20 protein-coding genes are annotated in these 22,426 nt (G+C 68.3%); 12 read left to right on the top strand and 8 right to left on the bottom strand.

The window, feature by feature from the left end:
- Positions 1-2: 2 nt before the first annotated feature.
- Positions 3-587 carry a carboxymuconolactone decarboxylase family protein gene (locus tag AC0LPE_RS04110; RefSeq protein ID WP_026061798.1) on the bottom strand — a complete coding sequence of 195 codons (585 nt, stop codon included), beginning with the start codon at positions 585-587 and terminating at the stop codon, positions 3-5.
- 112 nt (positions 588-699) lie between these two features.
- Between AC0LPE_RS04110 and AC0LPE_RS04105 the strand changes: the two genes are divergently transcribed.
- The 3 genes from AC0LPE_RS04105 to thpD all read left to right on the top strand — a co-directional run bounded on the left by AC0LPE_RS04105 (position 700) and on the right by thpD (position 3,981).
- The gene (locus AC0LPE_RS04105) at positions 700-1,893 is read left to right on the top strand and encodes a pyridoxal phosphate-dependent aminotransferase (protein ID WP_490605653.1); all 1,194 of its coding nucleotides are present in this window, start codon (positions 700-702) and stop codon (positions 1,891-1,893) included.
- Complete coding sequence (locus AC0LPE_RS04100; protein ID WP_026061800.1) at positions 1,894-2,898, top strand: AraC family transcriptional regulator; 1,005 nt, start codon at positions 1,894-1,896, stop codon at positions 2,896-2,898.
- A gap of 192 nt (positions 2,899-3,090) precedes the next feature.
- Positions 3,091-3,981: an ectoine hydroxylase gene (thpD, locus tag AC0LPE_RS04095; RefSeq protein WP_159416623.1), complete on the top strand. Its 891-nt coding sequence runs from the start codon at positions 3,091-3,093 to the stop codon at positions 3,979-3,981.
- A 123-nt stretch (positions 3,982-4,104) separates the two neighbouring features.
- On the opposite strand, the gene AC0LPE_RS04090 is transcribed toward thpD, so the two are convergent.
- The 3 genes from AC0LPE_RS04090 to AC0LPE_RS04080 form a co-directional block, all read right to left on the bottom strand.
- Positions 4,105-4,989, bottom strand: a complete 885-nt coding sequence (locus AC0LPE_RS04090; RefSeq protein WP_160873776.1) for a glycosyltransferase — start codon at positions 4,987-4,989, stop codon at positions 4,105-4,107.
- Positions 4,990-5,070: 81 nt separating this feature from the next.
- Positions 5,071-6,168, bottom strand: coding sequence for a 3-deoxy-7-phosphoheptulonate synthase (locus tag AC0LPE_RS04085; protein WP_490605652.1), 1,098 nt, complete (start codon positions 6,166-6,168; stop codon positions 5,071-5,073).
- Positions 6,169-6,402: 234 nt separating this feature from the next.
- Positions 6,403-7,014 (bottom strand): acetate uptake transporter, encoded by a 612-nt coding sequence (locus AC0LPE_RS04080; protein ID WP_490605651.1) that lies wholly within the window; start codon positions 7,012-7,014, stop codon positions 6,403-6,405.
- A gap of 162 nt (positions 7,015-7,176) precedes the next feature.
- Between AC0LPE_RS04080 and AC0LPE_RS04075 the strand changes: the two genes are divergently transcribed.
- Positions 7,177-7,581, top strand: coding sequence for an SRPBCC family protein (locus AC0LPE_RS04075; RefSeq protein WP_490605650.1), 405 nt, complete (start codon positions 7,177-7,179; stop codon positions 7,579-7,581).
- A gap of 23 nt (positions 7,582-7,604) precedes the next feature.
- A complete protein-coding gene (locus tag AC0LPE_RS04070) occupies positions 7,605-8,066 on the top strand; it encodes a PPOX class F420-dependent oxidoreductase (protein ID WP_229567249.1) in 462 nt (153 codons plus the stop codon).
- A gap of 5 nt (positions 8,067-8,071) precedes the next feature.
- Here the strand turns inward: AC0LPE_RS04070 and AC0LPE_RS04065 are convergent, their stop codons facing one another.
- Both AC0LPE_RS04065 and AC0LPE_RS04060 read right to left on the bottom strand, forming a co-directional pair.
- Positions 8,072-8,791 carry a GAF and ANTAR domain-containing protein gene (locus AC0LPE_RS04065; protein ID WP_490605649.1) on the bottom strand — a complete coding sequence of 240 codons (720 nt, stop codon included), beginning with the start codon at positions 8,789-8,791 and terminating at the stop codon, positions 8,072-8,074.
- An 84-nt stretch (positions 8,792-8,875) separates the two neighbouring features.
- Positions 8,876-10,060, bottom strand: coding sequence for an acyl-CoA dehydrogenase family protein (locus AC0LPE_RS04060; RefSeq protein ID WP_490605648.1), 1,185 nt, complete (start codon positions 10,058-10,060; stop codon positions 8,876-8,878).
- A 125-nt stretch (positions 10,061-10,185) separates the two neighbouring features.
- On the opposite strand from AC0LPE_RS04060, the gene treS reads away from it, so the two are divergent.
- Positions 10,186-12,009 (top strand): maltose alpha-D-glucosyltransferase, encoded by a 1,824-nt coding sequence (treS, locus tag AC0LPE_RS04055; RefSeq protein ID WP_490605647.1) that lies wholly within the window; start codon positions 10,186-10,188, stop codon positions 12,007-12,009.
- 56 nt (positions 12,010-12,065) lie between these two features.
- Entirely contained in the window at positions 12,066-13,400 is a 1,335-nt protein-coding gene (locus AC0LPE_RS04050) for a maltokinase N-terminal cap-like domain-containing protein (RefSeq protein ID WP_490606307.1), read from the top strand.
- 64 nt (positions 13,401-13,464) lie between these two features.
- Here AC0LPE_RS04050 and AC0LPE_RS04045 read toward each other — a convergent pair whose 3' ends face one another.
- On the bottom strand, positions 13,465-15,888 hold the full coding sequence (locus AC0LPE_RS04045) for an ATP-dependent Clp protease ATP-binding subunit (protein ID WP_490605646.1): 2,424 nt from the start codon (positions 15,886-15,888) through the stop codon (positions 13,465-13,467).
- Between the two features lie 150 nt (positions 15,889-16,038).
- Between AC0LPE_RS04045 and AC0LPE_RS04040 the strand changes: the two genes are divergently transcribed.
- The 3 genes from AC0LPE_RS04040 to AC0LPE_RS04030 all read left to right on the top strand — a co-directional run bounded on the left by AC0LPE_RS04040 (position 16,039) and on the right by AC0LPE_RS04030 (position 19,301).
- Positions 16,039-16,503 carry a MarR family winged helix-turn-helix transcriptional regulator gene (locus AC0LPE_RS04040; RefSeq protein WP_024103053.1) on the top strand — a complete coding sequence of 155 codons (465 nt, stop codon included), beginning with the start codon at positions 16,039-16,041 and terminating at the stop codon, positions 16,501-16,503.
- Positions 16,500-16,922 (top strand): organic hydroperoxide resistance protein, encoded by a 423-nt coding sequence (locus tag AC0LPE_RS04035; protein ID WP_024103052.1) that lies wholly within the window; start codon positions 16,500-16,502, stop codon positions 16,920-16,922. The genes AC0LPE_RS04040 and AC0LPE_RS04035 overlap by 4 nt, the downstream gene beginning before the upstream one ends.
- Positions 16,923-17,000: 78 nt before the next feature.
- Complete coding sequence (locus AC0LPE_RS04030) at positions 17,001-19,301, top strand: DEAD/DEAH box helicase (RefSeq protein WP_490605645.1); 2,301 nt, start codon at positions 17,001-17,003, stop codon at positions 19,299-19,301.
- Between the two features lie 29 nt (positions 19,302-19,330).
- On the opposite strand, the gene AC0LPE_RS04025 is transcribed toward AC0LPE_RS04030, so the two are convergent.
- Positions 19,331-20,218 (bottom strand): oxidoreductase, encoded by an 888-nt coding sequence (locus tag AC0LPE_RS04025; protein ID WP_160873769.1) that lies wholly within the window; start codon positions 20,216-20,218, stop codon positions 19,331-19,333.
- Between the two features lie 165 nt (positions 20,219-20,383).
- On the opposite strand from AC0LPE_RS04025, the gene AC0LPE_RS04020 reads away from it, so the two are divergent.
- Together AC0LPE_RS04020 and AC0LPE_RS04015 are read left to right on the top strand one after the other, a co-directional pair.
- Entirely contained in the window at positions 20,384-21,559 is a 1,176-nt protein-coding gene (locus AC0LPE_RS04020; protein WP_487041992.1) for an RNA polymerase sigma factor, read from the top strand.
- A gap of 101 nt (positions 21,560-21,660) precedes the next feature.
- Positions 21,661-22,383, top strand: a complete 723-nt coding sequence (locus AC0LPE_RS04015) for a GntR family transcriptional regulator (protein WP_490605644.1) — start codon at positions 21,661-21,663, stop codon at positions 22,381-22,383.
- Positions 22,384-22,426 lie beyond the last annotated feature (43 nt).

The raw sequence follows: 22,426 nt of genomic DNA, 5'->3' as shown, positions 1-22,426 counted from the left end.
CGTCATGCGTTCCCGGCTTCGTCGGCCCACGGCACCCGGCAGGCGTCTGTGCTGAATCCCTGATCGTGGATGCCCAGCGCCGAGTTCATGCGCGCACGCATGTTCTCGAGCGCGATCTGATAGGTGAGTTCGACGACGCCCGCCGGCCCGAAACGACGTTCGAGGTCGGCGACCTGTTCGTCGGTGACCTCCTTCGCCACGTCGCCGGTCATCGCGTCGGCGTACGCGATCGCGGCCTTCTCGTCGTCGCTGTAGAGATCGGAGGTCTCGTACTCGGCGATGTGGGCGAGTCGTTCGGTGTCGAGTCCGTCCAGCCGCTGGAGCATCGTGCCGAAGTCGATGCACCACGAGCATCCGACGGTCCACGCCACGCGGTAGACCGCGATCTCCCGGACCGCGGCGGGCAGGACCGTGGAGGCGCGTTGGGCGAGCATCTCGTGGACTCCGCTCGTACGCATCAACCTCGGATGGTGCGCCGTCACCGCGAAGGGTTCGGGGACCGAACCGAACCTGCGGCGGGCGAGCGCATACATCGCACGGGTCATCGGACCGGTGCGGTCGGGAGCGACGGCTTCGAGTCGTGCCATGACGGTGTCCTTCCGGTGCGACCGACGGATACTCCGCCGGTTCGAGGTGGCCTACATCATGGAGACGAGGCAGGCCGCACGGATGTGACACCGCGGGCGCTACGCTGCAGGAATGGCTGATTCGACGACTTCGGGACGAGTTCGTACGGTCTCCCGGTTACGACCGTTCGCCTCGACGATCTTCGCCGAGATGACCGAACTCGCCGTCCGGCACGGTGCGATCAACCTCGGGCAAGGCTTTCCCGACGTCGACGGTCCGCCCGCCATGCTCGAGATCGCCCGCCGCGCCATCGCCGAGGGGGTCAACCAGTACCCGCCCGGGTCCGGCATGCCGGTCCTGCGCGAGGCCGTCGCCGCCGACCGCGCCGCGCGGTACGGCCTGCACCACGACCCCGAATCCGAGGTACTCGTCACCGTCGGCGCCACCGAGGCAATCAGCGCCGCCATCCTCGGGCTCGTCGAACCCGGCGAGGAGGTGCTCCTCACGGAGCCGTACTACGACTCGTACGCGGCCTCGGTGGCGCTCGCCGGCGCAACGCGACGGACCGTGCCGCTGACCCGTTCCGGGAACGGTTTCGTGCTCGACGTCGACGCCCTGCGCGCCGCCGTCACCGACCGGACACGGATGCTGGTCGTCAACAGCCCGCACAATCCCACCGGCACCGTCTACGACCGTGAAGCGCTGACCGCCCTGGCCGAGCTCGCCTGCGAACGCGACCTGCTGGTGCTGTCCGATGAGGTGTACGAGCATCTGGTCTTCGACGGCCGTACGCACATCCCGCTCGCATCGTTGCCCGGCATGGCCGAACGGACGATCACGGTCTCGAGTGCCGCCAAGACCTTCAACGTCACCGGATGGAAGATCGGGTGGGCGATGGGCCCGCGCGAGCTGATCGACGGGGTGCGCGCCGCGAAACAGTTCATGACGTTCGTCGGTGGGGCGCCCTTCCAACCGGCGGTCGCACATGCGTTGACGCACGAACAGGAGTGGATCGCGTCGATGCGCGCCGATCTCGAACGCAAGCGAACGTTCCTGTCCCACGCACTCTCCGAAGCCGGTCTGAGGGTGTTCGACTCCGCCGGAACCTATTTCGTGTGTGCCGATCTGACACCCCTCGGCCGGACCGACGCGGTGGCCTTCTGCCGGGAACTTCCGGGCCGTATCGGGGTGGCCGCGGTACCGGTGAGCGTCTTCGTGGACGACACTGCGTCGTGGAACCATCTGGTGCGCTTCGCGTTCTGCAAACGGGACGAGGTGCTCACCGAAGCGGTGGCACGCCTGAACGGATTGCAGGAGGCACGCTAGATGTTGCGACCGACCATCCCGTCGGACTTCGTGTCCCGAGCGGTACGGGTGGGAGCCGAGGAGGGCATCGATCTGCAACCGGCACTCGAGGCAGCGCGCATCAGCCGCGCGGTCCTCACCCATCCCCATGCCCGGCTCACGCCCGCCCAGGTCAGTCGCTTCACCCAGGTGGTCTGGCAGATCACCGACGACGAACTCTTCGGCATCGCAGAAGCTCCCGTGCCCCGCGGCACCTTCCGGGTGATGTGCCTGACCCTCATCCACCGACCCGATCTCGACCACGCTCTGCAACGGATGATCGAGGTGAACCATGTCATCCGGTCCCTGCCGCAACTGAGCCTGACCCCGGGGGCGTCCACCACCTTCCTGGAGGTGGAACTGCCGGAGGTCGTGGACGACAAGACCCGCGTGGTGGTGGATTTCCTTCTCATGCTGCTGCACCGCTTCGCCGCGTGGCTGGTGGGCGGGCGCGTCCCCCTCGAATCGGTCTTCCTGCCGTACACCGAACCCGATCCCGTCCTGGCCCGCAGTTACGACGCGATCTTCGGTGTGCCGGTGACCTTCGGCGCGGGACGGGCCGCACTCGAGATCGACAATGCCGCGCTGAAGTCGCCACTCGTGCAGACCGAGGAATCACTCGAGGAGTACCTGCGCGATTCCCCGAATCTCATTCTCTCCGAACGTGAGTACGAGTCGACGGTATCGTCCCAGGTTCGGCGGATCTTCGAGTCGGGCATCGAAGGCCGGACGGCGACCGCCGAGGACATCGCCGGCAGGCTCGCGGTGAGCCCTCCCCATCTGCGCCGGCTGCTCCGCCAGGAGGGCACGTCGCTGGGGCAGTTGCGCGAGGAGGTCCTCCGCGACCTCGCGATCGCGGGTCTGAGACGCGGTGAAGCGGTCGACGATCTGTCGTCCCGGCTCGGCTTCTCCGAGCCGAGCGCCTTCCGCCGGGCGTTCAAGAGGTGGACCGGAAACACCCCTCGCGCATACCGAGAACACCGCTGACGCTCGCGGCTGCCGACCGTCGCGACGCCGCCGCATACCCGGCCGGTTCCGGAACAAAACTCGATTCGACCAGGAGCTTTGGGCGAGGAGCCGGCACGCGGACATGCCGGAGCCCGGCTTGCATTCCTGCATTTTCAGTGGGAACGTCGGAAGCGAACCGTCATCGACTTTCGAGAGGGTGATCTACGAGCTATGCGCACGATCGTTCGCGACGACTATCCGACCCGCGGTCGCACCGCCTGCGAGTCCGTCGAGAGGAAGGATCCCGTCGTCTGGGGTTCGGCTACCGGCGGGCCGCTCGACGCCGAGGCCGTGGTCGAATACGACCGCCGCGGGTTCCACACCGCCGAAGGGCTTCTCGCCGCACACGATGTGGGGAACCTCCTGGAGGAGACCGCACGACTCGGCCGGGAGCTCGGTGACGACGACCGTGTGGTCCGTGAACAGGGCAGCGGCGATGTCCGCTCGGTCTTCGACGTGCACCGGCTCAGCGATCTCGTGGACTCCATCATCCGCAGGCCCGAGATCGTCGGTATCGCACGGCAACTGCTGGGATCCGATGTGTACGTCCACCAGTCGCGGCTCAACGTCAAGCCCGGCTTCCGTGGAGGCCCGTTCTACTGGCATTCGGACTTCGAGACGTGGCACGCCGAGGACGGCATGCCCAAGCCGCGTGCCCTGAGCATCTCGATCGCTCTGACCGAGAACTACGGCTACAACGGCGGTTTGATGATCATGCCGGGTTCGCACAGGACGTACGTCTCGTGCGCGGGCGAGACGCCCGAGGACTACTACCGCGAGTCGCTGGTCACCCATGTTCCGCCGACGGGTTCGCCCGACGAGGACACCCTCACCCGGCTGGCGGCCGAGCACGGCATCGCGACGTTCACCGGCCCGGCGGGCTCGGCGACGGTCTTCGATTCGAACTGCATGCACGGTTCGAACGGGAACATCACGCCGTTCCCGCGTTCGAACCTGTTCGTGGTGTTCAACAGCGTCGAGAACACGCTTGTCGAACCGTTCGCCGCGTCGAAGCCGCGTCCGCCCTATCTGGGCAGCCGCGACTTCACGCCCCTGAAGTGACAGACACGAGGTGAGCACCTCCCACGGCTGTGGCCGGGACGCCCTGCGGCGTCCCGGCCACCTTCGTCGGCAGCGCCGCGGACAAGGCGCCGTTGTCGCAGCGCCGCGGACAGGGCGCGGTTCTCACGGAGATGTCGTGCGCTCCTGCATGTCGATGGGCATGGCGCGTCCGCGCGAGCCGAAGATCGCTCGCCGGAGGGTGAACCTGCCCAGCTCGCGATCGTAGGGCCGGTATGCCGCATACGCGATCACGTGGAGACACGACTGCAGGCGAACGAGTTTGCGGATCTGCGGCGTGAGTCTGCCGTGCAGTTCGAAAGTGTCGATGCCCGATTGGATGTAGGCCGCGTACTCGCTCGGCGGTGTGTAGGCGCGGCGCGGTGACACGTCGACGAACAGTTCGGTGAGCTGGGCGATCTCGATGTCCGCTTCGCGGAGACACAGTGCGAGGTCGATGTCCTCGTGGATCTTCGGGTCGGTACTGACGGCGTCGCGGACCCGTTCCCACGCGGACCGTCGCAGTGCCATGTTCGCGCCGTGCAGATTATCGATCCGCCGTTCCCCGCCGAATGCTCCTTGCGCGACCCGTTTGTCGATGTACCACTGTTTGAGCCTGCGGTAGGGGGAATCGTAGGAGTTGCTGAGTCCGCTGATCGCTCCCACCTCGGCGGTGTCGTCGCGGGCGAAGAAGCTGCGGACGGTGTGCGCCCAGCCGGGACGAACCCGCGTGTCCGCATCGATCCGTCCGATGAGATCTCCCGTGGCCGCGTCCAATCCGGCATTACGCGCGAATGCGACACCCGGCCGTGACTCGACGATCCGTCGCACGAGGGGCTCGCCGGCGGCGATGGCTTCGACGATCTGCGCCGTGCGATCGGTCGAATTGTTGTCCACGACCAGGATTTCGTGGATCTCCGACTTCTGGGCGAGCAGCGCCGCGAGGCATTGCGCGATGTAACGCTCCTCGTTGTGGGCCGGCACGACGATCGACAACCTGTTCGTAGCCATGGAAACGACGCTACCGGACCGACGAGGGCCGGCGGTTCGCCATCGCTGACGACTCCGCCGGCCCTTCGCGCCGCAGACGGTTCAGCCGCGACGGGTGCGCACGGCCTGCGCGAGGCGGTCGAGCTGCGCGGCGGTGGTGTCCCAGTCGATGCACGCGTCGGTGATCGACTTGCCGTAGTCGAGCTTGTCGGCCTCGCCGAGGGTCAGGTCCTGACGTCCCGCCTCGATGAAGCTCTCGAGCATCAGTCCGACGATGCCCTTCTCGCCGGCCTCGATGCGCTCGGCGACATCGGTGACGACGTCGACCTGCTTGTTGTGGTCCTTGCGGCTGTTGCCGTGGCTCGCGTCGATGACGACACGCTCGGGCAGACCGGCCTTGCGCAGGCGGGCCATCGTGTCGGCCACGGTCTCGGCGTCGTAGTTCGGTCCCGCGCTACCACCGCGCAGGATGACGTGGCAGTCCGGGTTGCCGACGGTCTCGATGAGCGCAGCCTGACCGTCGAGGTCGGTGCCGGGGAAGACGTGGCTGGCCGCTGCGGCACGGGTGCCGTCGACCGCGACCTGCACGTCACCTTCGGTGGAGTTCTTGATGCCGACGGGCATGGACAGCGCGCTGCACAGCTGGCGGTGGACCTGGCTCGCGGCGGTGCGAGCGCCGATGGCTCCGTAGGTGACCAGGTCGGCGTAGTACTGCGGCAGGATCGGGTCGAGGAACTCGCAGCCGACGGGCAGGCCGAGACCGGAGACGTCGAGCAGCAGCTTGCGGCCGATGCGCAGGCCGGTGTTGATGTCGAAGGTGCCGTCGAGGTGCGGGTCGTTGAGCAGGCCCTTCCATCCGAGCGTGGTGCGCGGCTTCTCGAAGTACACGCGCATCACGACGTGCAGGTCGTCGCGCAATTCCTCGGCCTTGGCGGCCAGGCGGCGCGCGTAGTCCATCGCGGCGGCGGGGTCGTGCACGGAGCAGGGGCCGACCACGACGACGAGGCGGTCGTCGGCTCCGTTGAGGATGTCGACGGTGCCGGCGCGACCCGAGCGGACGGTCGCTGCGACGACGGCGTCGGGTGCGTACTCGGCACGGATCTCGGAGGGTGCGACGAGGGGGCTGACCTTGACGGTGCGCTGTTCGTCGAGATTCGACGTGGAGATTCCGCTGGTCGCGGTTCCGGTGCTGGAGCTCATCGATGGTTCCTGTTCTCGGTGGTGCGGATTCCGACCCGAGAGAACCTGAGATTCCGACGAGCCGGTCTGGATCCGGCTCGTAGGTGAAGAAGTCAGCGCGTGGTCACGCCGACCGACCCACCCCGGGCCGGCCTGCTAAACCAGAAATATGCACGCTGCATAGCTCCGGACTGTACCAGGACGGCCGATGCGCCTGTCAAACCACCCCCGGTGTGGGGACGAAGAGGCGCCTCGTCAGCGTGGGCCCGTGGGCAGGACGACACGCCCGAAGGTCGTGCTCAGCACCCCGGCAGCGGAGGTGTACCAGGCACCGGCGGCAGCGACGAGCCCGAAATAACCACCGACCCTCGTCAGACCGGTCTGCTCCAGCAGCGCTCCGAGAGTGAGGAAGACGAAGGCGGCGAGGAGCACCGAGAAGGTGACGAAGAGAGCCGCGCTGATCCGGGTACTGGCGAACCACATGTAGACGGTGAAGATGGTCCAGGCCAGCAGGAAGATGCCCACCCCGACGTGCCGCTCGGCACCCATCTCCTCGGCGGTGTAGGTGACCAGATACCAGAAGCTCAACCAGAACGCCCCGTACGAGCTGAAGGCCGTCGCCCCGAAGACGTTGCCCTTCAGGAACTCCCACATTCCGGCGGCGAGCTGAGTGAGACCGCCGTAGAACAACGCCACCCCGAAGACGGCGGCTTCCGCCTCCGCCGAGACGAACCCGGCGTTGGCGCAGGACAGGATGAACGTCGTGAGGGCGAAGGCTGCCAGACCCAGAGGTCCGGGGTCGGCGATGTGGGCGCCTCTGTGAACGGGGACCGCGATTTCGTTGGGGTCGTCTTCGGTGTACGACATCCGCCGGCTCCTTCGGAGGAGAAGAACCCGGCGCAGGCTCCCGGGCCTCCTTCGGATGGTTCGAACACTTCCAGTGTGCGCCTCGGAAACCGGTGTGCGTGCGGCAAACGGGAAGCCGATTTCCGTCGGCGATCGAGCTTTCGAACTTCTAATGTTGCGAGCATGAGCACGCATGTCGTCCGCAGCCGCCATGTCTCTCGGGTCGTCCGATGCCCACCGCGCCGGGTCTACGAGTTCGCCGCGGATCCCGACAACCTGCCGAAGTGGGCGGCCGGCCTGGCGCGGAGCGAGGTACGGCGGGTCGGCAACACCCTCGTCGCGGAGTCCCCGATGGGCGAGGTCACCGTGCGGTTCGTCGGCGCCAACGACTACGGGGTGCTCGACCACGAGGTGACACTGCCGTCGGGGACGACGGTGTACAACCCGATGCGGGTACTCCCCCACCCGGACGGTGCCGAGGTCGTCTTCACCGTCCGGCAGATCGAACTGACCGACGACGAGTTCGACCGCGACACGCGCATGGTGGAAGAGGACCTCGCGCGACTCGCGGCGCTCCTCGAGTCGTGACCCTTCGGAACAGGAGAACGTGAATGGCCCGCAAGATCGCCACCAACACCGCAGTCGGCCTGGAGGAACTGCTGGACTTCGTCCGGCCCCGGCACCGGATGATCCTCATGACGCAGCGCGACGACGGCACACCGCAGGCCTCCCCCGTCACCGGTGGCGTCGACGACAGCGGCCGCATCGTGATCGCGACGTATCCCCGGCGCGCCAAGACCCGCAACGCCCGCAGCCGGCCGGAGGTCGGTGTCGTCGTGCTGTCCGACGACTGGAACGACGCGTGGGTGCAGGTCGACGGAACCGCGGAGGTGGTCGATGCCCACGACGACGTCGAACCGTTCGTCGAGTACTTCCGCAACATCGCCGGTGAACATTCGGACTGGGACGAGTACCGGCAGGCCATGCGTGATCAGGGCAAGTCGCTGATCCGGATCACCCCGACCCGCTGGGGTCCGGTGGCCACGGGAGGCTTCCCGCCCGAACTGGCGTAGACACCTCACCGCCCCGCGTCGACCACGTGCCCCGCGATTCGTCGCAGGGGCACGTTGCGTTCCTGGGACAGCTTCCGGAGCAGGACGAACGCGTCGTCGGCGCCCACCGCGAAGCGTTCCATGAGCATGCCCTTCGCCTGCCCGATGACGTCGCGGGACGCGAGTGCGTCGCGCAACTGTTCCTCCTGGCGGGAGGCGACCAGCGCGATCGCCGCGTGGGTCGCCAGGCTCGTGCCCACATCGACGCTGTGTTCGTCGAACGCTTCCGCACGGGAACTGTGCACGTGCAGTGCTCCGTGGACCTCGCCGGTGTACAGGCACAGCACCAACGCCGATCCGACACCGGCGGCCGCGGATCCGGAAGAGACTGCAGGCCAACGACTCTCACATCGCATGTCGGTGACGAGAATCGTCCTGCGCTCCCGCATCGACTCCACGCAGGGGCCGTCGCCCGCTTCCCGCTGCAGTGCGTCGACCACGCTCGGCAGCGGCCCGGTCGCGGCGCGGGATTCGAAGCACAGACCGGACGTGCGCACCGCGATCCCGGCCTGCTCGGCGCCCGGGATCAACTCGACGGCCGACGAAGTGATCAGGCTCAGGGTGCCGTCGAGACACGCGGATTCGGCGCGCATCCTGCGCGCCACGTCGTCGATCGAACAGCGCCATCGTCCCTCGGGCCGTGCGCCGCTCGACCGCTCCCTGTTGCCGACCTCCCCCGATGCCACGCCACATACTTGCACCCGCCTCCCGGCGTGCCGAAAGACCCTAGGGCGGGGAGCCGATCGGACCGATCACGAACGGCCGGCGGTCTACCGCCACGGCACGCGTTCCGGGTCGCGCAGCATCCGCCGTGCCGTGGACATCCGGTGCACCTCGTCGGGGCCGTCGTAGATACGGGCGTAGCGCGCCCGCCGGTACATCCCCTCGAGCGGCGTGTCGGCGGTGAGACCGAGCGCCCCGTGCACCTGGATCGCACGATCGACGACATTGTGCAGTATCTGCGCGCCGCGGAACTTGATGAGTCCGATCCGGACCCGGGCGTCCTCCCCCGCATCCATCACCCGCGCGGCGTCCAGCGTCATCAGACGGGCGGCCTGGATGTCGGCGGCGGATTCGGCGATGTAGCGCTGGATCTCACCCTTCTCGGCGAGCAGCGATCCGTGGGCGAAGCGCGAGTTGGCGCGGGCACACATGAGTTCGAAGGCTCGTTGGGCCTGGCCGAGCCACCGCATGCAGTGGAAGATCCGTCCCGGCCCGAGCCGGTCCTGCGCGACGACGAAGCCGTTGCCGCGTTCGCCGAGCACATTCTCCTCGGGAACCCGCACACCGTCGTACCGCACCTCGTAGTGATCGCTCGGGTCGTGCCCCATCGTGGGGATCGCCCGCACGATCTCGAGTCCTGGGGTGTCGATGGGCACGATGATCGCGCTGATGCTGCGGTGCAGCGGCGTCGACTCGGGTTCGGTCCGGGCGAAGACCGTGCAGTAGCCGGCCTGCGCGGCGCCGGTGGTGAACCACTTGTGTCCGTCGATCACCCATTCGCCGTTCTCGAGCCGGGCGGTGGTCTGCACGAGCACAGGGTCGGATCCGGCCACGTCCGGCTCGGTCATGCCGACGGAGGGCAGGATGTCGCCGGAGACGAGCCCGGGGATCCAGCGCTCGCGTTGTTCGGCGGTGCCGTGCCGCTGGATCATCAGGGCGTCCTGCATGGACACCGATCCCACCGCGAGCTGACCGTACTCGGAGCGTCCGATGATCTCGTTGAGGTAGACGAAGTCGAGGAAGGGAACCCCGCCCCCGCCCATCTCCTCGGGATGCCCCAGTGCCCACAGCCCGAGTTCCTTCGCCCTGTCCTTCAGACCGGCGAGCGCCTCGGCAGCCTTGTCGTCGTGGCGGCTCAGGACGGGTTCGAGAGGAATCACCTCGTCGTCGATGAACGAACGCATGCGGGTGCACAGTTCGGCCACCCGCCCTTCGGGCCGGTTCGCAGTCATGCCCGCCAATGTATCGGCGCACACGTGCACTCACATAGCGTTCCGTCCGGTACGGGTGTGGAAATCCGTCCGCCGGGGCATTCTGGGGCGAGTCCATCCTGCGACGCGACGAGCACGGAGGTGCCATGCCGGATCCGTCCGACCGAGTACCCGAATACGAACACACCGAAGACGGTCATCTCGTCGAGAGCCGGGCCGAGGACTTCGCCCATGCGCGCAGCCTGCCCGTGGACCCGGACTGGTTCAAGACCGCGGTGTTCTACGAGGTCCTCGCCCGCGCTTTCAACGACTCGAACAACGACGGCACCGGCGACCTGCGGGGGCTGACCGAGAAACTCGACTACATCGCGTGGCTCGGCGCCGACTGCATCTGGCTGCCGCCCTTCTACGATTCACCGCTGCGCGACGGTGGTTACGACATCCGCGACTTCCGTGCCGTGCTACCGGAATTCGGCACGGTCGAGGATTTCGTCATCTTCCTCGACGAGGCGCACAAACGCGGTATCCGCGTCATCACCGACCTCGTCATGAACCACACGTCCGACACGCACGCGTGGTTCCAGGAATCGCGGAGCGACCCCGACGGTCCGTACGGCGACTTCTATGTGTGGTCGGACGTCGACGACCGGTACCAGGAAGCCCGCATCATCTTCGTCGACACCGAGACGTCGAACTGGACGTGGGATCCGGTGCGCAAGCAGTACTACTGGCACCGGTTCTTCTCCCACCAGCCCGACCTGAACTACGACAACCCCGAAGTGCAGGACGCGATGCTCGACGTCCTGCGCTTCTGGCTCGATCTCGGCATCGACGGGTTCCGCCTCGACGCGGTCCCCTATCTGTTCGAGCGCGAGGGGACCAACTGCGAGAACCTCCCCGAGACGCACGCCTTCCTCAAGAAGTGCCGTGCGGTGATGGATGCCGAATATCCCGGCCGGGTGATGCTGGCGGAGGCGAACCAGTGGCCCACCGACGTCGTCGAGTACTTCGGCGAACCCGAGATCGGCGACGAGTGCCACATGGCCTTCCACTTCCCGCTGATGCCGCGCATCTTCATGGCGGTGCGGCGGCAGAACCGCTTCCCCATCTCGGAGATCCTCGCCCAGACCCCACCGATCCCGAAGACCGCCCAGTGGGGCATCTTCCTCCGCAACCACGACGAGCTGACCCTCGAGATGGTGACGGACGAGGAACGCGACTACATGTATGCCGAGTACGTCACCGACCCGCGGATGCGCGCCAACATCGGCATCCGTCGTCGTCTGGCGCCGTTGCTGGAGAACGACCGCAACCAGCTCGAGCTCTTCACCGCCCTGTTGCTGAGCCTGCCCGGCTCCCCCGTCCTGTACTACGGCGACGAGATCGGCATGGGCGACAACATCTGGCTCGGCGACCGCGACGCGGTGCGGACCCCGATGCAGTGGACCCCCGACCGCAACGCGGGTTTCTCCCGCGCCGACCCGGGCCGGCTGTACCTGCCGGTGATCATGGATCCCACCTACGGGTACCAGGCGGTGAACGTCGAATCGCAGATGAACTCGACGAACTCGCTGTTGCACTGGACGCGTCGCATGATCCAGGTCCGCAAGCAGCATCCCGCCTTCGGCAAGGCCTCGTTCACCGAACTCGGCAGCGCGAATCCCGCGATCCTGTCCTACCTGCGCGAGATGTCGCCCGGCCCGGAACGCAACTACAGCGACGTCATCCTGTGCGTGAACAACCTGTCGCGCTATCCGCAGGCGGTCGTCCTCGATCTGTCGCGCTTCGCCGGGTGGATCCCGGTGGAGCTGACCGGGTCCGTCCCGTTTCCGACGATCACGGAGGAGGGTTACATGATCACCCTGCCCGGTCACGGATTCTTCTGGTTCGCCCTGCAACCCGATCCGTCGAAGGAGGGACCGGGCGAACACCCGGTGAGCAGCGAAGCGGAAGCGGCGGTGCGGCCGTGACGACCAACAACGAGCTCTACCCGGACGAACGGCTCGTCGAGGACCTGCGCGAGTGGATGCCGCACCAGCGATGGTTCGCGGCCAAGGGCCACACCGTCACCAGGATCGGTGTCGTCCTGCGTCATCCGCTCGTGGAAGAGCCCGGTTTCGGCGCCGACCACGTGATCGTGAAGGTCTCGTTCGACTCGACGGCGGACCAGATCTATCAGGTGCCCCTCGGCTTCCGTCCTCATCTCCCCGAGGAACTGCAGTCGTGGAGTGTGGTCGGTCCCGACGATTCCCACGACCACGGCCTGCACGTCTACGACGGCCTCCGCGATCAGGAAATCCTCGACCGGTACTCGCGCAATCTGGCGAGCGGCACCCCCGCCGGTGCGGTGGAGCTCCACACCGCGCCGGGCGCGGTCATCGAACCGGGCCTGCGTGGGCGTGCGCTGAGCGCGGAGCAGTCCAACACCTCCGTGGTCCTCGGAGAGAAGTTGCTGCTCAAGATGTTCCGTCGGCTCACGCTCGGCATCAATCCGGACGTCGAGCTGCCGCTCGCACTCGGTGAGGACGGGTGCCGGTCGATCGCCCCGATCCGGGCGTGGATCGAAGCGGAGGTCGACGGGGTCCGCACCACGCTGGCGATGGTGCAGGACTTCGCGGCGAACTCGGCCGACGGCTGGTCGATGGCGCTCGGCAGTGTCCGGGACCTGCTCCTCGAAGGAGACCTGCGCGCCGACGAGGTGGGCACCGACTTCGCTGGGGAATCCCATCGCATCGGTGCGGCCGTGGCGGATGTGCACGCCCATCTCGGCTCCGCGCTCGGCACCGACGAGCGCGCCGCCGCCGAACTGGCCGAGGGCATGATCCGCCGTCTCGAGGGTGCAGCGGCCGAGGTCCCCGAGCTCGCCGAACTCACCGACGCGGTCCGGGCCCGGTTCGAGGAGGTCGCGGCGCAGGGTCAGGTTCCGGTGCACCGCATCCACGGCGACCTGCATCTCGGGCAGGTGCTGCGCACCCCGGAGCGCTGGTTGCTCATCGACTTCGAGGGCGAACCCGCGAAGTCCCTCGAGGAGCGCCGCAAACCCGACAGTCCGTTCCGGGACGTGGCGGGAATGCTGCGGTCGTTCGACTACGCCGCGCACCACTCGATCCGTGAATCCGAACAGGGCACGGCGGTGGAGTCGCAGCGGGAGTTCCGGGCCCGGGAGTGGGCCGAACGCAACTGCGCCGCCTTCTGCGACGGCTACGCGGCTGCCTCGGGCACGGATCCGCGGGACTCCGACGTCCTGCTGCGCGGTTACGAGCTCGACAAGGCGGTCTACGAGGTGGTCTACGAGGCACGGCACCGTCCCTCGTGGCTGCATCTCCCGCTCGAGGCGATCCGTCGTCTCACCGCCCGCTGACCACCGCCCGAACGCGGGAAGGGGAGAGATGCCGTGGCATCTCTCCCCTTCCTCGTCGTGCGGGTCAGCTCACCTGGAGCAGCAGTTCGTCCTCGACGACGTCCGCCGTGACCCGGTTGCCCTCGGCGAGCGCGTCGTCGAGCAGCATGTCGGCGATGCGGTCGTCGACCACCCGGGAGATCGAGCGGCGCAACGGACGGGCACCGAACTCGGGCTGGTGACCGTTGCGGGCGATCCACGCCACCGCGTCGGCGGTGAACTCCAGATCGATCCCCTTGCTCTGCAGCCGCTTCCGGCTGTCGTCGAGCAGCAGCTCGGTGATCCGATGCAGCTGGTCGTCGTCGAGCTTGCGGAACATCACGATCTCGTCGATGCGGTTGAGGAACTCCGGCCGCATCGATTCGCGCAGCCGTCCCATGACCCGATCGCGCAGCGGCTTCTCGGCCGCCTCGGCGTCACCGGTGGTGAAGCCGAGGGCGCCACCGCGGCTCGAGATGATGTCCGAACCGAGGTTGCTGGTCATGATGACGACGGTGTTGGTGAAGTCCACCGTGCGTCCCTCACCGTCGGTGAGGCGACCGTCGTCGAGGACCTGCAGCAGCGTGTTGAACACGTCCGGGTGCGCCTTCTCGATCTCGTCGAGCAGCACCACCGAGTAGGGGTGGCGACGCACCTGTTCGGTGAGCTGCCCGGCCTCGCCGTAGCCGACGTAACCGGGAGGGGCGCCGACGAGACGGCTCACGGTGTGGCGTTCGCCGAACTCGCTCATGTCGATGCGCAGCATGGTGCGCTCGTCGCCGAAGAGGACCTCGGCGAGTGCCTTCGCGAGCTCGGTCTTGCCGACGCCGGTGGGACCGAGGAACAGGAAGCTGCCCACCGGACGACGCGGGTCGCTCATGCCGGAGCGGCTGCGCCGCACGGCGCGTGCCACGGCGTGGACGGCTTCGTCCTGCCCGACGACGCGCTTGTGCAGCTCGTCCTCGAGAGTGCGCAGCCTCTCCTTCTCGGCACGGGTCATCTGTGAGGCGGGGACCCCGGTGGCCCGCGAGACGATCTCGGCGATCAGCTCGGGGTCGACGGTGGGAGTTCCCTCGCCGTCACCGTCCCCACCGTCGATCCGCGCCTGGATGCGGAGGATCTCGTCGCGGATGCGCGAGGCCTCCTCGTACTGTTCGGCCTCGACCGCGCGATCCTTCTCGGCTTCGAGTTCGTCCAGCCGCGAACGCAGTTCGGTCACGTCGGTGCGCGGCACCCGCAGGCGCAGTCGTGCACCGGCCTGGTCGACGAGGTCGATCGCCTTGTCCGGCAGGTGCCGGTCGGGCAGGTACCGCATCGACAGGTCGACGGCCGCTTCGAGCGCTTCGTCGGTGTACCGGACCTTGTGGAACTCGGCGTACCGATCGGCGAGACCCTTCAGGATCGCGACGGCGTCGTCGCGGGCGGGCTCGTCGACCGTGACCGGCTGGAAACGGCGTTCGAGCGCCGGATCCTTCTCGATGTGCTTGCGGTACTCGTCGAGGGTGGTCGCACCGACGACGTGCAGTTCACCGCGGGCGAGCTTCGGCTTGAGGATGTTCGCCGCGTCCATCGCGCCCTCGTTGCCGGCGCCCGCGCCGACGACGGTGTGGATCTCGTCGATGAAGACGATGAGCTTCCCCTGCTGGGCGGTGATCTCGTCGAGTGCCGCGGTGAGGCGTTCCTCGAAGTCGCCCCGGTAGCGGGTTCCGGCGACCATCGCCGTCAGGTCGAGCTGGACGATCCGCTTGTCCTGCAGGATGTCCGGGACGTCGCCGTCGACGATGCGCTGGGCGAGTCCTTCGACGATGGCGGTCTTGCCGACGCCGGCCTCACCGACGAGCACCGGGTTGTTCTTGGTGCGTCGGGCGAGGATCTCGATCGTCTGCTCGATCTCGTCGGCACGGCCGATGACGGGGTCGATGCCGCCGCCGCGGGCCCGCTCGGTGAGGTCGACGCCGAACTTGTCGAGGGTCGGCGTCGGGGTCTCCTCCGCGACGGGAGCTGCGGGGGTGGGCTGCAACGCGGTCTGCAACGACTGCGGCGTCACGCCCAGCGACGCCAGCAGGCGTCCGGGAGCGCGGGTCTGGTCGGCCGCGAGTGTGAAGAACAGGTGCTCGGGGTCGATGTAGGTGGAGCCGAGCGCACGCGAGAGCTGGTGCGCTTCGAGGAGTGCGGTCTTCACGGCACCGGTCAGTGCGGGTGCGGAGACGGCCTCACCGGGGCGGCTCTGCGGCAGCCGCTGGTCGACGGCGGCAGCGACGTCGGCGGGGTCGGCTCCGGCGCGTGTCATGGCCGTGCGGGACGGATCCTGCTCCGCCATCGCGCGGAGGAGGTGCAGCACATCGAGTTCCGCGTCACCGCGGTCGGTGGCGTAGCGCGCTGCGTGGGCGAGGAGGTCCTGGGTACCGCGGCTCATGAAACGTGTGATGTCGATTCGGCCGGGGCCACCAGGCCCGAAGAATGCCGGCATTCCGAAGCCTTTCTGTCGAACTTGAGCCATTCTCACTCAACTAACGTGCCCAGAGTTCTCTCAATTCCCACATGGAAGTGATCTGAAACACGTATCGAGTTGTGGCCATTAATGTTGTGCACAACAAAACGGGGCACTACATTCATTCCCGTGCCGTCTCCACTCGAACTCGACCAGCAGGTGTGCTTCGCGCTCTACCGCGCCTCCCGCACCATCACGGCCGCCTATCGGCCGCATCTCGATCGGCTGGGCATCACCTACCCGCAGTACCTCGTGCTCCTGGCGCTGTGGGAACGCGATGCGCGAGGCGTGCAGGATCTGTGCGACTCGCTCGATCTCGACACGGGCACACTGTCCCCCCTGCTCAAACGGCTCGAGGCCGCCGGATACGTCGAACGACGCCGGCAGCAGACCGACGAACGTCGTGTCGTCGTCCACCTCACCGAAGCGGGAGATGCACTCCGGACAGAGGCCGCGGACATCCCCGGCTGCGTGACGCGGGACAGCCGGTTCGACGTCGACGAACTGGTCGCGCTGCGCGAGACGCTCCACCGCCTGACCGCCGCATTGCAGGAAGCACCCGGCGCACTCTCGAAGAAAGGCAGGACATCGTGAACATCATCTACACCGCCGAAGCACTCGCCACCGGAGCAGGCCGCGACGGCCACGCCCGCACCAGCGACGGCAAGCTCGACGTCGACCTGTCCATCCCCACCGAGATGGGCGGCAGCGGCAAGGGCACCAACCCCGAACAGCTCTTCGCCGCCGGGTACGCCGCGTGCTTCCACTCGGCACTGCAGATGATCGCCCGGCAGGAGAAGGCGGACGTCAGCGACTCCGCGGTCGGCGCCCGTGTCGGCATCGGCCCTACCGACGGCGGCGGATTCGGTCTCGCCGTGACCCTCGAGGTGACCCTGCCGAACCTCCCCCGCGAGCAGGCGCTCGAGCTCACCGAGAAGGCCCACCAGGTGTGCCCGTACTCCAACGCGACCCGCGGCAACATCGACGTCACCCTCGAGGTGACGGACGACTGAGTCACCCCCGAGGGGTGACGAGCGAGTGACGTGCCCCTGCGCTGCGCACGTGTCCGCGCCGACCCGTAGCGTGGACACGTGCGCACGCAGGACCGGTCGCAGCTCGCGCTGTTCGCGACCGAACTCGATTTCCCCCTCGACGACTTCCAGGTCGAGGCCTGCCGCGCCCTCGAGGACGACCGCGACGTCCTGGTGTGCGCCCCCACCGGGGCGGGCAAGACCGTCGTCGGTGAATTCGCCGCCCGTCTCGCGCTCGCAGCGGGCGGACGCTGCTTCTACACCACCCCCATCAAGGCGCTGAGCAACCAGAAGTACCTCGACCTGTCGCGCCGCTTCGGCGACGACCGTGTCGGTCTGCTCACCGGCGACATCTCGCTGGACCCGCACGCGCCCGTGGTCGTCATGACCACCGAAGTGCTGCGCAGCATGCTGCACGGCGGCTCCCCGCTCCTGCACGGACTCACCCACGTCGTCATGGACGAGGTGCACTATCTCGCCGACCGCGAGCGCGGTGCGGTGTGGGAGGAAGCGATCCTCTCCCTTCCCGACGACGTGCGGCTGACCAGCCTGTCTGCCACGGTGAGCAACGCCGAGGAGTTCGGCGGCTGGCTGCGCGGCGTCCGCGGCGACCTCGCGGTCGTCGTCGAGGAAACCCGGCCCGTCCCGCTCACCCAGCACATGCTCGCCGGTGGGCGGCTGTTCGACCTGCTGTCCCCGTGCGGCACCGTCGACGAGACCCTCGAGCGGTACATCGCCCACCGTCAGCTCGTCGAGGCCGCACCCGGCCCCGCGACCGGCCGTGGGCGGCGACGGCGACGTGCACGCGGAGCACCCGGACCGGCCGGCGCCGACCTGCCCGAGGTCGTCGCCCGGCTCGAGGCCGAACAACTGTTGCCGGCCATCTGGTTCCGGTTCAGCCGCAACGGCTGCGACGACGCCGTCGCCGAATGCCTCGAATCGTCGGTCCGTCTCACCGAGGCGGCCGACGTCGCCGAGATCCGTGCGGTCGCCGACCGGCACACCGCCGCCCTGCCGCCTGCCGATCTCGACGCCGTCGGTCACACAGAGTGGCTCGAAGGACTCGAACGCGGTTTCGCCGCGCACCACGCCGGCCTGATCCCGGCCTTCCGTCACACCGTCGAGGAGTTGTTCGCCCGCGGTCTCGTGCGGGTCGTGTTCGCCACCGAGACCCTCGCCGTGGGGGTGAACATGCCGGCGCGCACCGTCGTCCTCGAACGCCTCGTCAAACCCACCGCCGACGGCCCGGTGCGCCTCTCTCCCGGCGAGTACACCCAGCTCACCGGTCGCGCCGGCCGCCGCGGCATCGATGTCGAAGGCCACGCCGTCGTGCTGTGGAGTCCCGAGGCCGCCCCCGCGACCGTCGCCGGTCTCGCCGGCGCACGCTCGTACCCGCTGCACAGTTCGCTGCGCGTCGGCTACAACACCGCGGTCAATCTGGTCGCCGGTCGCGGCATCCCCGGGTCCCGCGAGTTTCTGCGACGCTCGTTCGCCCAGTTCCAGGCCGAACGATCCGTCGCGGCGCTCACCGACGCCGTCCGCGCGAACACGACGGCGCTGCGTGATCTCGACACCGAACTCGGGGACGTCGAGGGCTTCACCGAGTACCGGCACCTGTGCGACCGGCTCGCCGAGGCACGGCGCTCCGGTTCGGCCGAGCTGGTGACGTCGCTGGCACGGGCGGTGCGGTCGCATCCCGCGCATCGACGCGGCGACAGGGAGCGCCTCCTCGCCCTCTCGGCGCGACGCGCCGCGGTGCACGGCGACACCGAACGGATGCGGTCGCAGATCGACACGGTCACCGGCCGCCTCGTCGAGACCTTCGATCGCACACTGGATCTGCTCGAGGAGCGGGGTTATCTGCTCCGCGACCCGATGGGCGGGTCGGCCTACGTCACCGACGACGGTCGTCGCCTGGGCCGGATCTACTGTGCGAACGACCTTCTCGTCGCCGAATGCGTGCGGACGGGCGCGTGGTCGGGGCTGACACCGGCCGAACTCGCCGCCGTCGCCTCGAGCGCTCTGGGCGAGACCCGGCGCCGCACCGTCGGAGTCCCGGGACGCACCACCCCGGCGATCGACGAGGCGCTGCGCGCCACCTCACGGCTGTGGAGCGAACTCGCCGGACGCGAAGAGCGTCTCGGCCTGGAAGTGGGGCCGGATCCGGATCCGACCGCCGTCGCCGCGATCCACCGCTGGGCACGCGGGGACGGACTCGCCGCCGCCCTGCGCACCGCATCGGATGCGGGGCTCTCGGCAGGCGATCTGGTCCGGCGTTATCTGCGCACCCTCGACCTAGTGGATCAGACCGGACTGTGCCGGCGCGACGATCTGCCGCCGGTCTCGTTCACCCTGACCTGAGAACTGCAGGATCTACGGCATCGTGCGCTCTAGGGCATCGAGTACTCGACGGAGCACAGCCGCTCGGACAGTTCCCACAACCTCCGCGCCAGGATCTCGTCGCGTGACCGCGAGGTCGACTGCACCCGCTTCGGCCGGCCGCGCATCTCGAAGAAGGAATCCGGCCCGTAGTAGCCGCCCGGTTCCGCCTCCGGCGAGGTCGCCGCGTAGAGAGTCGGGAGTGCGCCCTGCTGCGGGGACTGCCCGATGATGGGGGTGACGAGTTCGACGATCTTCCCGTGCCAGGACTCGCTGCGGTACTGCAGATTCGTCGACGAATAACCCGGATGTGCGGCAAGCGAACTCACGCTCGATCCGGCGGAGCTGAGGCGCCGCTGCAGTTCGTACGCGAACAGCAGGTTCGCCAGCTTCGACTGCCCGTAGGCGAGCCACCGTTCGTAGCGGCGACGTTCCCAGTTGATGTCGTCGAGATCGATGCTGCCGATGCGGTGCATCGTGCTGCTGACCGTCACCACCCGGTCGGTGATGCGGTCGAGCAGCAACCCGGTGAGGGCGAAGTGGCCGAAGTGATTGGTCCCGATCTGCATCTCGAAGCCGTCGGCCGTCCGCCGCAGCGGCACCGCCATGACACCGGCGTTGTTGACCAGGACGTCGATACGCTCGTACCGGGCACGCACCTCGTCGGCGAACGCACGGATCGACGAGAGATCCGCCAGGTCCAGACGGCGCACGGTCGCGCGGTCGCCGAGGTCGGCCGCGACCGCCTCACCCTTGGCGACATCGCGGCAGGCGAGCACCACCTCGGCACCGGCCCGCGCCAGCGCCCGGGCGGTCTCCGCACCGAGTCCGCTGTTGGCCCCCGTCACGACCATCGTGCGTCCCGACAGATCCGGAATATCGTTCGTGGTCCACCCCATGCCCGCCACCCTACGGACGCGCGCCGCGTGGCGACACCCCCGTTTCCGGCGTCGACGGGCCCGATGGATCGCGTCCTCGCCGTGGGGCGCACCTGCTCGTAGACTTCCCCGGAACTCACGACCGCAGGCGCGCGGGGGCGCATGCACGACAGGGAGGTTCCATCGATGGGGCACCACCCCGGACGTCCGGACCGCGAACTCGCCGCAGCGTTGCGGGACGGGGAGCCGGACGCCACGGCAGCGGTCTTCGATCGTTTCGCCCCCGGCTTGTACGCCTACGCGTGCGGCTTCGTCGCCGTGTCGTCGGCCTCGGACGTGGTGTACGACGCGGTCTGGACGGCGACCGCGCGGATCCGTTCGCTGCGCGACGAGAGCCTCCTGCGGGCCTGGCTCTACGCCGTGGTCCGCGCCGAATGTATCCGCGTGCTCGAGCGCACCGGCTCCGCCCTCGAATATCTCCCCGCGGCCGACCCCGCCTATCAGGCCGCCTCCGAGGTGCTCGACGTCCGTGAGGCGGTCCACCTGCTCGACGGCACCGCCCGCGAGGTCGTCGACCTCACGGTCCGGCATCACTTCTCGTCCCACGAGATCGAGGCAATGCTCGGCTCCGGCGGCGACGGACGTGTCCTCGCCCATGCGCAGGACTTCGTCGACCGTGCGGTGCCCCGGGTGCCGAACGCTCTCGGAACGTTCTCGCTTCTCCCCTTCACTCCCCTACCCGCGCACCTGCGGGGACGGCTGCTCGCGGTGCAGCCCTCGGAGGCGGAACTGATCGATCTCGGGCGCCGCCTCGAACCGCTGGACCGGGAGGGCTTCCCCCGTCGCGATCGCCGGGCGAAGCGCACCGTTCCCGTCATCGCGGCATCGGTGGCGGTGTTCGCGGTGCTGGGTGTCGGCGCATTGTTCGTGTTCCCGCAGGCCGAGCCCGTCGAGCGACAGGTCCTGCGTCCTGCCGCCGAGCCGACACTCGACATGGGGTCGCCGGTCGCGACGACCACGACCGCAGCGACGACCGAGACCACGACCACCGAGGCCGCGGAGACGACGACGGAGGAACCCGAGGTCGAGGCACCGGTGGTGACCATCACCTCGGCACCGACCGCCGAGCCGGATGCGGAATCCACCGCCGCCCCCACCACCACGGCGACGTCGACCGCCGGTGGTTTCACCAGGCGCGGCGGGCCCGGACGCGACACCGAGCCGGACGAGGACCGCCCCCGCCGGGACACCGAGGAGAGCGACGCGCCGAACACGGGGACGCCTCGCCCCACCACGGGTACGCCCACCACGCCGCGGCCGATGCCGACGCTGCCGACCTTCCCTCCGCGCGGCGGCGCGTGAGGGCGCATCCCTGTCACGCAGCGGAGACGAGGACGTAACACGACGGGTCTACCTTCGCGGAGTCGAGCACTCGCATTCCGGTGACGAAGGAGGACCCGGTCGTGGCACCACGCCGTAGATCCGCGTTGCTGGACGAGCTCCGCGTCGACGTACCGGGCCGCCCGCAGGACGTGATCCTCGAGGAGCTGCGTCGCGCCTTCCTCTCCGGAGCCGCACCCCCGGGCACACCGATCCCCGTCGGGGAGGTCTCGGAGTTGTTCGGGGTGAGCCGCATCCCGGTTCGGGAGGCACTCAAGACCCTCATCGGCGAAGGCCTCGTGACCCACCGGCAGAACCACGGATACATCGTCGCCCAGCTGACGATCGCGGAGCTGCGCGAGATGTACCTCGTCCGTGAGACTCTCGAATCGGCGTCGCTCGCGGCGGCCGTGCGCAACGCCACCGAGGAGGACGACCGGCGCGTCGAGGAGTCGCATCGAATTCTCGAACGCGCTGTGCAGGAAAGCGACTCGCGTGGTTATCACCGCGAGAGCCGCGTCTTCCACATGGCCCTCACCAGGCCGTCCCGCATGCACCGCCTGCTGCACATGCTCGAATATGCCTGGAACATAACCGAACCCGTGCAGCCGATGGTGCACGTGAGCGATTCCGAGCGCGCCGAACTCCATCGCGAGCACGAGGCGATGCTCACCGCCTTCCTCGCGCGCGATACCGACGCGCTGCTCGCGGCGTCCGAACACCACAACCGGCACCTCGACGTCGCCATCTCCGGCCTCACCGCCGAATCCGGCCTGCTTCCCGCGGAAGATATACAGTTCGGGTAACTCTCCGGCAATATCGCCCGGTTACGGTCTGCACATCGGAATT

The organism is Rhodococcus sp. S3, assembly GCF_058211795.1.
Note: the sequence above shows the minus strand (reverse complement) of the source record. Positions and strands in the feature narration are given on the sequence as shown.